We start from the raw sequence: 13,878 nt of genomic DNA, 5'->3' as shown, positions 1-13,878 counted from the left end.
CTCATTCCTGGCTGGTTGGTTGATGGCCGGCGAGCGCGTCGCCCGGCTTGCGTTCCACATACAGTTCCACCTTGTGCTCGCGCCCGTCGTCGACGAGTTCGATCACCCGCTCCTGCTGCGGCGTGCCGTCGAACACGAGCAGCTCGCCCGTATCGGCCGGCAAAACCGTGACATGATAATCGGTCCGGCCGTTGCGGTAACGATAATGCAGCCTGTCCCAGCCCAGCGGCAGCAGCGGCGCCGGCGCCAGGCGGTCCACCGTGCGCTGCAGGCCGAGCAGCGCGTCGCTCAGCAGCAGCTGCGTCCAGCCGGCGGTTGCGCCATCCATCATGAAGCAAGGCGCGCCGGAGAAGCGCACGCGTGTGGCGCCATCGGGCGCAAGCGGATTCAGGCGGCGCGCCAGTTCCCAGGCGGGCGTGCCGGCGCCTTGCCCCGCCAGGGCCAGCGCCGTCCAGGCGGCGGTGCGGCCATCCTGCACCTCGCTCGTACCCAGCGCCGCGAGCACCGCCTGGACGCGGCCGGGCTCGGCGCCGGCCATGGCGGCCCAGGCCTGGGTGGCGGCGCCGCCGTCGCCATAGGCGGCGCCGTTCCAGCCGTATTCCTCGGCTTGCGCCTTGAGCGCCAGCGCGGCGCCGCGGCAGGTGGTGGCGAAGCCGAAATCGGCGCGCCGGTCGGCCACCTCGGCAAAGCGCTGCAGCACCGCGGCCAGCAGGAAGGCCAGCAGCACGCTCTCGCCCCTGGCGTCGAGCTCCTCGTCGCCCTCGTGCATGCGCGCATCCTGCAGCGGCATGCCGTGCACCCCGAAGCGCAGGCAGCCGCGCAGGCCGTGCACGCAGTATTGGTACAGGTCGTCGCGCGCCAGGCGCGTGCCGCTGGAGGGGTCGCCGCCGGCCGGCTCGCGCAGGATGCCGTAGTCTCCGGTGATGCCGGCGTAGCGGTGCAGCGCATACGGTAGCCACAGGAAGTCTTCCACCGGCCGGCCTTCGGCGCCGATGTCGGCGCGCGCGGCGCGCAGCAGCGCATCGCGCAAGACCGCCGGGTTGCCGTGCGCCGCCGCCAGCGCGCCTTGCAGCTGCTGCGCCGGCGTGCCGCCCATGGCGCCCGCCACCGCCGCGTAGGGCAGCCAGCCGTTGGCAAGCAGGTCGAAGGCCGCATCCGGCGTGGACACGCGCTGGCTGCCGAGCAGCTCGTCCCAGAAGGCGTGCACCTGGCGCAGCGCCAGCGCCGCCGCTTTCGCGCCGCCGTGCTGCTGCACCGCGCGGCTCGCCGCCAGCGTGTCGGGGCCGGCGGCGCCGAGCAGGAACACGAGCTCGATCGCGGCGCCCGGCGCCAGCTCTACCCGCGTCTGCAGGGCCGCGCAGGGGTCGAGCGCGGCCCCATGGGCGCCGGACAAGCCCTTGCGCTCCAGCGCCGCCGGCCGCGCCAGGCTGCGGTGGCGGCCGACGAATTCACGCCGGTCGCAGGTGGAGGCGACCTGGGGCGCGTCGAGGTGGAAGAAGCCGAGCTGGTCGCCAAAGCCGTCGCCGAAGGCATTGCGCGCTACCAGGGCGCCGCTGGCCACGTCGACGCTGGTGACGACCTGCAGGCCGGGGCGTGCGGCGGCGTCGTCCATCCACCATTGCACGTAGCCGGTGACGGACAGGCGGCGCGGCGCGCTGGAGGCATTGTGCAGCTTGATGACCGCGTATTTCAGCGACGCGCCGGGCGCCACGAAGCAGCGCAGCTCGGACCGGATGCCGTGCGCCACGTGCTCGAACAGGGTGTAACCGAAACCGTGGCGGGTGCGGTAGGGCTCGCCGGACGGCATCGGCCAGGGCGTCGGCGACCATGCGGCGCCGCTGTCCTCGTCGCGCAGGTAGAAGGCTTCGCCCTGCGGCGCGCTCAGGAGCAGCGAGCGCCGGCCGCACCAGGTGCTGCCCGGGCCGGTGTGCGGCAGCACGGCGCCGAACACGCCGTTGGCCAGTGCGTGTTCCCACGGCGCCGGCAGGGGCTGCCCGTCGCGGATGAGCAGCTCGCGCCCGTCCCGGGAAAATCCCTGGCCGGACTGGAGTTCTTCGTCCTCAGGCAGGCGCGCCTCGCTGGTCCAGGGAGCGGGCTGTTCCTGGGCCGCGAACGGGGGCGGCAGCGCCGGCAATCCCGGGGCCGCGCGGCGCAGCTGCTCGAGCAGGCTGCCGCGTTCCTCGAGCAGCAGCACCTGCGCCGCCGCCCGCAGCAGGATGCGGTCTTCCTGCGGCACCTCGGGCAGCAGGTGGAGGTGGATGCCCTCTCCTGCGCCCGATGCGAGCGCCGTGAGCTGGTCGAACGAGGCGCGATCCTCGCACAGCACCGCTACGTCCGCCTCGAAGCCGCGCGCACGCCAGTAGCCCTGGGCCTGGAACACTTCGCGCGCCAGGGCGCTGTCCGGGCCGGGCTGCAGCACCAGCAGCGGACGGCTGCCGTCCACGCCGTAGGGCCGCAGGGCGGCGCGTCCGCGCACGTTGCGCTCGATGACGCCGGGCTCGGCCCGCAAGCCCGGCACCGGGTCGAGCAGGCAGCCGGCCAGACGGTTGTAGAGCCGGGCCTGCGCTTCGCCGATGCCGGCCGCGCTCAGGAAGGCCTGGCCATGTGTCCATGCTGCTTCCACAGCCTGCGCCACCGCCTGGGTGCCGGCATAGCGCGCGGCCAGTTCGCGCGCGCCGGCGGGCGTCGGCGCCGCGCCCAGCACCAGGTCGATGCGCAGCTCCTGGTTCGGCGCCAGCGTGATGCTGCGGCGGATCGCCAGCGCCGGCCGGGAAACGGACGATGCTTCATCGAGCGGCGCCAGCGCCGCCAGCGGATCGCGGCAGGCGGCGCTGTATTCCGGCGCGCCCGCTTCGCCATGCACCGCCATCAGTTGCAGGACGGTCGGCGCCCCCGGCCCCAGGGTGCACAGCAGGGCCTGGGTCGGCGCATCGATGCGCAGCTGCGCCGCCTGTCCTTGCGGCGCGAGCAGCTCGACCTGGCTGGTCACCTCCAGGCTGCGCGGCGTGTCGCCCAGGTTGTGGATGCGGATGCAGCGCAGCTCGATGTCGTCCTCGGGTGCGACCACCGCCTCGCTCACGATCGCCAGGCCGCGCTCTTCGCGCCGGAAGCTGGCGCGTCCCTCCGCGAACACCGCCTCGTAGCGTGCCGGTTCGCCGTGGATGGGCGCCAGTGTCGGCGACCACAGTTCGCCGGATGCGCCGTCGCGCAGCACACAGGCCAGGCCGCCCCGGGCACCGAGCGGGTCCGGCTGCCAGCGCGTGAGCGGGAATTCGCCCCAGCGGCTGTAGCCGGCGCCAATGCTGTCCACCAGCACGTGGTAGCTGCCGTTCGACAGCAGCTGCACGTCCGGCGCCGACGCATCCGCGCGGTCGATCACCCGTCCCTGGGCGGGACCCGGGTGCTGCTGCGCGCCGTCGTAGGCCTCCCCAAGGGATGCGCCAAAAGCCGGCACCGGTTCCTGCAGCAGGGACAGGGCCGCGCGCAGTTCCGGGTCGAGGCTGAAGCGGCGCTGCATCGGCGCCCCGTGCAGTAGTTGCAGCAGCGCGAGCAGGCCCATCCCCTGGTGGCGGGTGGCGGCCAGGCGCACCACGTGGCGGCGCTCGTCGTAGGGCAGCCGGCCCGGGGTATGGTCGACCGCATCGACATAGCCGTAATCGCCGGCCAGGCCTTCCTGGGCCATGCGCTCCAGGTTATCCAGGGCCAGGGCCGGCGCCACCGGCAAGGCCAGCATGGCCGCATACGGCGCCGCCACCAGGCCGGCGTCCACGCTGCGCTCCAGGCTGGCCGCCGGAATGCCGAAGCGGCCGAACTGGAACAGCAACTGGGCGTCGACCGCGTTGCAGCTCGATTCCGAAAAGCCCCAGGGCATCTCGTGGCGCGCTCCATGCGCCGCCTGGGCGCGCACGGCGGCGCGGCCGGCGTGGTCGAGCAGGGTCTCGCGCCAGGTCGGCATCAGTAGCTGCGGCGCCAGGTAGTCGGACAGGCTGCCCGTGCGCGACAGCAGCAGCTGCTCCGCTCCGGCGATGCGCAGCGGCCGCCCCAGCGCCCACCAGTGACGCTGGCCGAGCTGGCCCTGCGCCACCGCCACGAAGGTGGCCATGCGGCTGTCGGCCGCCAGCAGGTCGCAGCTGGCGGCATCGAGGCGGCCGTCGCGCACGTGGCAGGCGGCCGCCAGCAGGCCGGTCTCAGGGTCGAGCAGTGCGGCGAAATCCATGTCGGCGAAGCCGCGTGCCTGCCCGGCCAGGCGGGCGCATTCCGCCAGCAGCTTTTGCGCGTGCTGGCCTTCGCGCACCAGCCGCGCCAGGCCGTGATGGCTGCCGGCAGGCAGTTCCAGGGCCGCCAGTTCGCGCAGCGTCGGGATGCGCGTCAGGCCGGCGTCGAGCACGTATTCCTGCTCGGCGCGCATCCAGGGTGCCAGCGCCAGCAGTTCGTCCTGCTGCGCATGGCATTGCGCGGCCAGGCGCGCAGCCCAGCCGCGCAGCGCGGCGTCGGCGGTGTCGGGCAGGCCGGCTTCGAGCGCATCGGCGGCGGCGGCCACGTGGCGCAGGCACGCCGACAGGCCGGGCAAGGTGTCGGCCGCGCGGCAGCGCTGCGGGTCGAGCGCGCCCCAGACCTCGGCCACCAGCGCACGCACGCCATGGGCCTGGTGCTGGACCAGCTCGTCCACCACGTGCACCGCGGCGCGGATCCCGTCCAGTGCGCGCGGCCCGGCAATCGGCGCGTCCGGCAGCTCGTCCAGGCCGGCGGCAAGGACGCGCAGGCCGAGCGCCATCCAGCCGCTGTCGCGGGTGGCGACGCAGGCCGGCTCGAGCGGCGCCAGAGTGGCGCTGTCGTAGGCGGCCAGGAAGTGGCCCTGCCAGCGCTCCAGCAGCGCCATCGAGGCCAGCGAGGCATCCAGGCGCCGCAACAGCTCGCCCGGCGCAATGAAGCCGAAATCGCGCGCCGCGAGCGTGGACAGCAGGAACAGCGCCATGCCGCTCGGGGTGGTGCGGGCATCCAGCAGCGGATGGGGATGCTCCTGCACGCTTTCCGGCGGCAGCCAGTTGCTGGCGGGGCCGGCGTGGTCCTCGAAGAAGCTCCAGCTGCGCCGCGCCAGGCGCTGCAGGCTGGTCTGGCGCGCTGCGGGCAGGCGCGCCTGGGCGCGTTGCGGCAGGCTGGTCCACCAGGCCAGCAGCGGCGACAGGAACCACACCAGCAGGACCGGGGCTGCCGTGAACAGGGAATACGGGTTGGCGAAGGTCAGCAGCAGGCTGGTCGCCACCGCCAGCGCCGGCGCGAACCACATCGTCAGCCAGTTGTTGGCCACCACCCTGGCCGGGCGCGCCAGCGCCGCCGGGCGCCATTCCAGCTGGCGCCGGCGCGACACCCGGCTGCGCCACAGCGCCTTGAGCACCGCATCGAGCTGGCACCAGGCCGCATGCGGCAGGAAGCTGGTCGCCAGCGCCGCGCGCACCAGCGGCACGCGCGCGCCGCGCGCCCAGCTGTCGAGGTGCTGGCGCCAGGGCGCATCGTGGGGGCGGTCGCTCAGCGCCACCAGGCTGCCCAGCAGGGCCGGCAGGAAGAACACCGACAGCACCATGGCGGTCCAGAACGCGGGCTCCGTCAGCCGGCTCCAGCACAGCACCAGCAGGGCCGCCAGCGCCGGCGCCACCAGGCTGTCGCGCAGGGTGTCGAACAGCTGCCAGCGGGCGCCGGCGGTCATCGGGTTGGCTTCGCGCTCGCCCTTGGCCTTGCCGATTCGCGGGCGGATCCAGCCGGCCACCTGCCAGGCCGCGCGCACCGCGCGGTGGCGGCGCACCGCATGTTCGCCGTAGCTGCCGGGCAGCGCTTCGGCAAGCCGCACCTCGCAGTCGCTCCTGGCGTGCAGGCAGCCTTCGTCGACGATGCCGGGAGCCGGCAGGACTTCGTCCGGCAGGCGGCCGCGCAGCACCCGTTCGTAGGCATCGACCTCGTAGATGGCGGACCAGCCGAACATGCCCTGCGCTTCGGACTCGCTCCCGGCCAGTGCGGCGGCCCAGGTGCCGTGGCCTTCGAGCCACATGCGCTGGTAGCGGCATGCCTGCGGGTCGGGCAATGCGCCGCCGACGAGCGGACGCAGCATCGCGTGCCCTTCGGCCACGCGGGTGCCGCCGGCATCGAGCGCCGGCTGGTTGAGCGGATGGGCCATGGCGCCGACCAGGCGCCGCGCCGCGTCGCGCGGCAGGTCGGTGGCGGCGTCGAGCGTGATCACGTAGCGCATCTCCGCCAGCCCGGCCGTGTTGCCGGCCACCGCCGCGAAACGCTCGCGCCCGGTTCCCGCCAGGAAGGCATTCAGGTCCGCCAGCTGGCCGCGGCGACGGGCGCGCCCGATCCAGGCGTGCTCGCCGGCGTTCCACGTCCTGGGACGCTGCAGCAGCAGGAAGGGTTCGACGCGCACCCTGCCGGTCGCGGGCTGGCCGTCTTCGTCGATGGTGGGGAAGCGGTAGTCGCGCGCATGCTTGCGGTTGAGGGTCTCGATGGCGGCGGCGGCATGCGCCACCAGCGCCTCGTCGCCCGGCATGGTCTCGCCAGGCGCGTCGTACAGGTCGGCCAGCAGGCAGAAACGCAGGCGCGGATCGCGGTTGGCCAGGTAGCGCACCTCCAGGTCGCGGCACAGCGCGTCGAGCTGGGCGCTGTTGACCAGGCGCGCCGACACCGCCACCAGGGCCTGCTCCTCGGCCGGGATGCCGTCGTCGAAGTCCATGCGCGGAGTCGGGGCCGGGCTTGCCAGCCAGGCGGCCATCATGTCGACCAGCGAACGCGCCAGGCCGCTCGCACCGACCAGCGCAAGCAGTCCGATGACGATCTGCAGCCCGAGGCCGGCGCCCTGCTGGCGCGCGGCGATCACGACCGCCGCCGCGAACAGCAGCGTGAGCACCCCTACGCCGGCGATGCGCGCCGCCAGCGGCGCGTGGCGCAGGCGCCGCCCCAGGCCCGCGGCCAGGCCGGGGCGCGGCTGCAGCCGCGCTTCCAGTGCCGGCAAGCCGGGGCCGGCCAGGTAGTAGCCGATGTGGCGCCGGCGTGCGTCGAGCCCTCCTTCGCCGGGCGTCAGGTTGCGGCCCGCCAGGGCCAGCGCCTCTTGCGCCACCTCGGTCTCGCTGCGCCGGCTGCGGCGCGCCAGCCGTTCGACGGCCAGGCGGTACAGGTCGCGCGTGGGGCCATCCATGCGTGGATAACTGCCGTCCGGGTCGGCGCGCAGGATCGGTTCGACGGTGCTGGCGCCTTCGAGCAGCAGCCGCCAGTCGATCCCGCCGAGCAGGCGCAGGCTGGCCAGGGTGTGCGCCACCCGGGTGCCGTCCGCCGCCATGGCGTCGCGCTCGTCCGCGACCATCTGGCCGATGCTGGAGCCCTGGTCGGCCAGGCGCGCATCGATCCAGCCGAGTGCCTGCGCGACCACCGGCCCCTGCCCCTGCAGGCGGCGTGACAGTTCCGCCACGAAGCTGCTGCCCATCGGCTCCGCCTGCCGCGCCATGTCGGCCACCAGCAGGACCAGGTCGCCGGAGCGCTGCGCGGCGGTATCGCGCAGCCTGCCGGCCCAGTCGGCCGCGAGGATGCGTTCTTCGCAGGCACGGGCGCCGCGCACCGCGACCTGGCGCAGCCCGTCGAGCAGCGCCAGGCGCAAGGCCGCGGGAAACAGGCGCAGCTCGGCCAGCAGCAAGGGCGCTTCCTGCCGGGAGCTGTCGAGAAGATCCGCCAGCCCGGCGCGTTCGATGCGCCCGTCATTGCGGTGCACGGCGTCGCGCGCCAGCACCAGGATGCGGGCCTGGCCCCCGGGTCCCGGCAGCGCGCCGCGATCGTGCAGCAGTTGGCCGCGCGCCTGGCGCAGCTGGGCGTCGATCAGGGGGCTGTTGTCGAGGATGGCGCCGGCGGCGGGCGGCAGTTCGCTGCCGCGCCGGCGGGCGCGGTCGAGCGCATCGCATGCGGCGTCGATCGCGCCGGCCAGTTCGTCCAGCTGCGCCCGCAGGCCGCGTGCGCCCTCATCGCGCGCATTACTCATGACTGCGGCGATGCCGGATTCAGCCTTCGGGTTCTTCTCTTGCTTCAACAGGGACCTCGACACAGAGGCGCGCGCTGTCGACCGCCGGCGCGCGACGCCTGAAGCAGGTCAATGGGAAGGAAACGCAGGGCGCGCACGGCCACCGCCATGCTAGAAGAAGCCGGCGGTGGCTACTGTGCGGTGCCGTACACAGGCGCGGGATTCAGCCCGCCAAAGCCAGGCCGCCCGCCACGTGCCAGGCCTGGGCATGGCCGAGGCGGCGCAGCAGGCGCGCGGCGCGGGCGCTGCGGTTGCCGCTGCGGCACAGGAACACCAGCGGACGCGGTTCGCGCAGCCAGTGCGCCGCCTGGCCGGCCAGCTGCGACAGCGGCACGTGCTGGGCGCCGCGCCCGCGCAGCTGGGCGCAGGCCGCCGCGTGTTCCGGCAGCTCGCGCACGTCGACCAGCAGGGCGTCGGGGTGGGCCGCCAGGTAGGCGGCGGCCGTGGTCGGGTCGAGGTCGATGCCCTCGTCCGGCAGGGCATCGGCGCCGGGACGCGACACCGCGGGTTCGCCGATCCGGTGACAATGCAGGGCGGCGTCGAAGCCGTCGTTCCCCGGGTCGGTGCCGAACACGAAGCGCACCGCGCCCGGGGCCAGCGCGCCGTTTTCCGGACGCCCCAGCAGGTAGCTGTCGCCATTTTTTGCCAGCACGTCGCGGCCCAGCGCGATCGCGTCGAGCCTGGCGCCGGCAAGCTCCACCTGCTGGGCCCCGCCCGGCCAGCCCGGCCTCAAGCCCAGGATGTCGCACAGCGTGTCGGCGCCGCCGGCGCCCTGGCCGGTGGCGAAACAGGCCAGCAGGCGGCATTCGCGCGTGCTCAGGTCGGCGGCAATGCGCGCCGCCAGCGCTTCCGGCGGATCGATCGCGATGCAGTGTCGGCCCTCGTCGTCGAACAGCAGCCAGCCGCTGGCGCCGCCCGCCTCCGTCTGTTGCAGGCGCGCCGCCGGCCTTGCCTGCGCCAGCGCGCGGCCACAGTGCGCGATGCGGGCGCAGGCGGCCTCGATGAAGTCGTCGTCCGCCAGCGGCCCGAACGACAGGCGCACGGCCGAGGCGCTGCGCGCCAGGGGCACGCCCATCGCATCGAGCACATAGCTGGGCGCCGCCTTGGCGGCCGAACAGGCCGACCCCGCGCTGACGCGCACGCCGGCGGCATCGAACAGGTCGAGCAGCTCCTTGCTGCCCAGGCCCGGCACCGAGAAATTCAGCGTGGTGGGCAGGGCGTGTTCGAGCGGGGCGTTGAACACCAGGCCCGGGAAGGCTTCGCGCAGGCTTGCCTCAAGGCGGTCGCGGTAGACGCGTAGCTGGGCGTGGGTGCGGAAGGTGCCGCCCTCTTCCAGCGCGCCGAGCACCGCTCCAAAAGCGGCGATGCCGCCCATGTTCTCGGTGCCGGAGCGCTGCCCGGCTTCCTGGCCGCCGCCGCACATCAGCGGCGTGTAGGGCGCGCCTTCGCGCACGTACAGCAGGCCGATGCCCTTGGGCGCATACAGCTTGTGGCCCGAGAAGGGGGCGTAGTCGATCCGGGTGGCGTCGAGGGCGAGGGGCAGCTTGCCGAGCGCCTGCACGCAGTCGACCATCCACAGCGCGGGACTGCCCGTTTCCAGCAGCACGCGCGCGATGCCATCCAGGTCGGACACGACGCCGGTTTCGTTGTTGGCGGCCATGGTGCACACCAGAGCGGCACGCGGCGCCAGTTCACGCAGCTGGTCGAGACAATGGCGTCCGCTGCCGTCGACCGGCAGCGCACGCAGTTCCAGCCCGGTGCCGAGCAGGCGGTTCCAGTGCGCCAGGCTTTCCGGGACCGCCTTGTGCTCGGTGGCGCCGTAGAGCAGCAGGTCGCCGCAGGCTTCGCCGCGCGCACGCCGTTCGCGCACCGCGCACAGCGCCGACAGCACCGCGGTCTGGATGCCTTCGGTCGCCCCGCTCGTAAACATCACCCTCCCGGTGGCGGCGCCCAGCACGCGGCGCGCCCGGGCGCGCGTGGCATCGAGCAGGGCCTTGGCGCGCAGGCCGCAGGCGTGGCTGCTGCTCGGGTTGCCGAAGCCCTCCCGCATGGCGGCGGCCGCCGCTTCGATGGCTGCCGGGAGGACCGGCGAAGTGGCGTTGGCGTCGAGGTAGACTTCGTTGTTCATCATCACATTACAAAAAAGTAATTAATTGCTGCGGATCGTGTTATTGTTGATGAGTATGTTACGGAGTCGCGCCGGTAAACATATCCTAATTTATCCGCATTATGGCGCGGGATTAGCATATACGTTCTCGATATATCGATATAGTGAAAATGAACTCACTTGACAAGTTTGATTGCGCTATTCTTGCCGCGTTACAGGCGGACGCCACCCTCTCCATTTCCGGCCTCAGCGAAAAGGTCGGCCTGTCCAGCACGCCCTGCTGGAAACGCGTCAAGCGTCTCGAGGAAGAGGGCTATATCGAAAGCCGTGTCAGCATCGTCAACCGCGAGAAAGTCGGCCTGCCGGTGACGGTGTTCGTCAGCGTGCGCACCACCGAGCACGACGAAAAATGGCTGGCGCGCTTCGCCGCTGCCGTGATCGCGCTGCCGGAAGTGCTGGAATTCCACCGCATGAGCGGCGACGTCGACTACCTGCTCAAGGTCGTCACCACCGACATCGCCGGCTATGACCGCTTCTACAAGAAGCTGATCAAGACCGCGCGCCTGACCGGCGTCTCCTCGGCCTTCTCGATGGAGCAGATCAAGTGCACCACCGCGCTGCCGCTGGAGTTGATCTCGCACGGATTGCCTGCTTAACCGCTGGCGGGTTTCATGCGATGATGGCGTCCGTTTTTATATATAAACGGAGACCCAGGGAATGCCATCCAAACTGCACATGGCGCCGCTCGCGCTGGCCGCGCTGCTCGCCATTGACGTCAATACCGCCAACGCCGCCGAACAGGTCGTGAAGATCGGCGTGAGCGGTCCGCTGTCCGGTTCCAACGCCTTCGCCGGCAAGGACAACGAGAACGGCGTGCGCCTCGCCATCGAAGAACTCAACGCACAGAAGATCCAGGTCGGCGGCAATACCATCCGCTTCGAGCTGCAGTCCGAGGACGACCAGGGCGACCCGAAACAGGGCGTCAACGTGGCGCAGAAATTCGCCGACGCCAAGGTGAAGTTCGTGCTCGGCCCGTACAACTCGGGCGTGGCGATTCCCGCTTCGCGCGTCTACAACGACAACGGCATCCTGATGTCGACCGTCGGCACCAATCCCAAGATCACCCAGTCCGGCTACCCGACCGTGTTCCGCATCGTCGCCAGCGACACCCAGGTGGGCGGCTCGGTGGCGGCCTACGCGGCCAAGGAGCTGAAGGTGAAGAACGTCGGCGTGATCGACGACCGCACCGCTTTCGGCCAGGGCGTCGCGATGGAATTCAAGCGCCAGGCCAGCGCCAACGGCATGAAGGTCGCCGGCCACGAGTACACCACCGACAAGGCGACCGACTTCGCCGCCATCCTCACCTCGCTCAAGGCCAAGCGCGTCGACGCCGTCTTCTTCGGCGGCTATGCGCCGCAAGCCGCGCCGATGGCGCGCCAGATGAAGGCGCTCGGCCTGAACGTGCCGCTGCTGGGCGGCGACACCCTGTGCAGTCCCGAGATGGCCAAGCTGGGCGGCCCGGCGGTAGGCGAGAACGTGCGCTGCGCCCAGGCCGGCGCGATCGTGGCCAAGCAGCCGGGCGGCCCGGCCTTCATCAACGCCTACAAGGCCCGCTTCAAGCGCGACCCGGACGTGTATGCGCCTTCGTTCTACGACCAGACCAAGTTCATCGCCCAGGCCATGAAGTCGGCCAACTCGGTCGATGCGGCCAAGGTCGGGGCGGCCATGCACAGCATCAGCTACCAGGGCGTGGTGGGCACCTACGGCTATGACCCGAAGGGCAACCTGAAGAAGACCGCCGTCACGGTGTACACCTTCAAGAACGGCGCCTTGACGCCGCTGGCCAGCTACTGATTCACAAGGAAACACCATGAAAGCACGCTTCAAGCTGGCGGCCCTGGCCGCGGCCGCGCTGCTGGCCTGCGGGCCGGCCGCCGCCCAGGTGGACGCCCCCAAGCCGGCCTCCGCCGCCGCAAGCGCGGAGAGCCGCCAGCTCAATGCGCTGGCCGACGAGTACTACGAGTCGCTGGCCCGCTTCGAGCCGGTATGGGCCACCGAGAACGGCGACAGCCGCTTCAACGACAAGCTGGGCCTGTCGATCTCGCCGAAGCTGCGCGAGCAGCAGTTCGCGCTCTACCGCGGCTACCTCAAGCGCCTGTCAAGCATCCCGCGCGAGCGCCTGGGTGAGCGCGACCAGACCAGCTACGACATCCTCGAGTTCGAGCTGGACAGCGCGCTGCGGCTGGGCGCCTTCCCGGAACACCTGCTCCCGATCGACCAGATGGGCAGCATGCCGGTGGTGCTGGCGAACTACGCCTCCGGCCAGGGCGCCCAGCCCTTGACTACCGTGCGCGACTACCGGGCCTACCTGAGCCGCCTGGCGCAGCTGGCGCCCTACATCGACCAGTCGATCGCGAACATGCGCGAAGGGGTCAAGCGCGGCGTGGTGCAGCCGCGCGAGCCGATCCAGTCCGCCCTGCCGCAGTTCAAGCAGCTGGTGGCAGCCAGGACCGAGGAAAGCATCTTCTACACGCCGGTCAAGAACATGCCGGCCAGCTTCACGGCTCTTGAAAAGCGCAGCCTGGCGCAGGCCTACCGCAAGACGATCGCGAACAAGCTCAATCCCGCGCTCGAACGCCTGGCCACCTACCTGGAACGGGACTACCTGCCGAAGACGCGCACCAGCACCGGCTGGAACGCCTTGCCGGACGGCGCCGCCTGGTATGCCGCGCGCGTGGCGGCGATGACCACCACCAGTCTCACGCCCGAGCAGATCCACGAGATCGGCCTGAAGGAAGTGGCGCGCATCCAGGGCGAATACGCGCTCACCGGTCCGAAGATGGGCTACACCGGCCCGGCGGCCGGCCTGCCGCGCTGGGTGTCGGAGCAGCCGAAATACAAGCCGTTCACCTCGGACCGGCAGGTGATCGACGTCTACCGCGAGCTGGACGCCAAGGTGCGCGCCAAGCTGCCGGACCTGTTCACCTTGAAGCCGAAGGCGCCGCTCGACCTGCGCCTGGAACCGGAACTGTCGCGCGCCACCGCCTCGGACCACTACACCCCGCCAGCCGCCGACGGCTCGCGTCCGGGCGTGTTCTGGTCGGTGGTGAACGATCCGAAGCTGTACGGCAGCACCGGCATGGTCACGCTCTACCTGCATGAAGGCCAGCCGGGCCACCACTTCCACATCGCCCTGGTGCAGGAGCTGGGCCTGCCCAACTTCCGCAAGTTCGGCGGCAACAATGCCTTCACCGAGGGTTGGGCGCTGTATGCCGAGACCCTGGGCAAGGAGATGGGCCTGTTCGAGAAACCGGAAGATTATTTCGGCCACCTGAACGACGAGATGCTGCGCGCGGCGCGCCTGGTGGTGGATACCGGCCTGCATGCCAAGGACTGGAGCCGCGAACGGGCCATCCAGTATTTCCAGGACACGCTGGGCTACTCGGAAGCCGAAGCAAGGGCGCAGATCGAGCGCTACATGGTGTGGCCGGGCCAGGCGCTGGGCTACAAGATCGGTTCGCTGAAGATCATGGAGCTGCGCAAGCGCGCCGAGACCGCCCTGGGCAGCAAGTTCAGCCTGCCGAAATTCCACGAGATCGTGCTGGGGGAAGGCACGCTGCCGCTGGCGGTGCTGGAAGCGAAGATCGATCGGTGGATCGCCGAGACGAAAGGATGACGAAGCCGGGGTTCGCCCCGGTTTTTTTATGCCCGCTCG

The 13,878-nt window shown here is 71.5% G+C and carries 5 protein-coding genes; 3 read left to right on the top strand and 2 right to left on the bottom strand.

The features are described from left to right. Position 1: 1 nt before the first annotated feature. A complete protein-coding gene (locus MasN3_RS03035; RefSeq protein ID WP_281912204.1) occupies positions 2–8,065 on the bottom strand; it encodes a GH36-type glycosyl hydrolase domain-containing protein in 8,064 nt (2,687 codons plus the stop codon). A gap of 154 nt (positions 8,066–8,219) precedes the next feature. Then, a complete protein-coding gene (locus MasN3_RS03030; protein WP_281914618.1) occupies positions 8,220–10,184 on the bottom strand; it encodes an aminotransferase class V-fold PLP-dependent enzyme in 1,965 nt (654 codons plus the stop codon). 149 nt (positions 10,185–10,333) lie between these two features. On the opposite strand from MasN3_RS03030, the gene MasN3_RS03025 reads away from it, so the two are divergent. From MasN3_RS03025 to MasN3_RS03015, 3 genes are all read left to right on the top strand, one after another. After that, complete coding sequence (locus MasN3_RS03025) at positions 10,334–10,819, top strand: Lrp/AsnC family transcriptional regulator (RefSeq protein ID WP_281912202.1); 486 nt, start codon at positions 10,334–10,336, stop codon at positions 10,817–10,819. A 61-nt stretch (positions 10,820–10,880) separates the two neighbouring features. Beyond that, positions 10,881–12,017, top strand: a complete 1,137-nt coding sequence (locus MasN3_RS03020) for a branched-chain amino acid ABC transporter substrate-binding protein (protein WP_281912200.1) — start codon at positions 10,881–10,883, stop codon at positions 12,015–12,017. Between the two features lie 16 nt (positions 12,018–12,033). Then, complete coding sequence (locus MasN3_RS03015; protein WP_281912198.1) at positions 12,034–13,839, top strand: DUF885 domain-containing protein; 1,806 nt, start codon at positions 12,034–12,036, stop codon at positions 13,837–13,839. The last annotated feature ends 39 nt before the right edge of the window (positions 13,840–13,878 follow it).

This window comes from Massilia varians (assembly GCF_027923905.1).
Taxonomy (GTDB): domain Bacteria; phylum Pseudomonadota; class Gammaproteobacteria; order Burkholderiales; family Burkholderiaceae_D; genus Telluria; species Telluria varians_B.
The sequence above is the reverse complement of the archived record's forward strand: the minus strand, read 5'-3'. Positions and strand labels throughout refer to the sequence as shown.

Excerpts from the sequence above, each read along its gene's own strand:
- MasN3_RS03030 (WP_281914618.1), bottom strand. The coding sequence starts at position 10,184 with ATGAACAACGAAGTCTACCTCGACGCCAACGCCACTTCGCCGGTCCTC.
- MasN3_RS03025 (WP_281912202.1), top strand. The coding sequence starts at position 10,334 with ATGAACTCACTTGACAAGTTTGATTGCGCTATTCTTGCCGCGTTACAG.
- MasN3_RS03020 (WP_281912200.1), top strand. The coding sequence starts at position 10,881 with ATGCCATCCAAACTGCACATGGCGCCGCTCGCGCTGGCCGCGCTGCTC.
- MasN3_RS03015 (WP_281912198.1), top strand. The coding sequence starts at position 12,034 with ATGAAAGCACGCTTCAAGCTGGCGGCCCTGGCCGCGGCCGCGCTGCTG.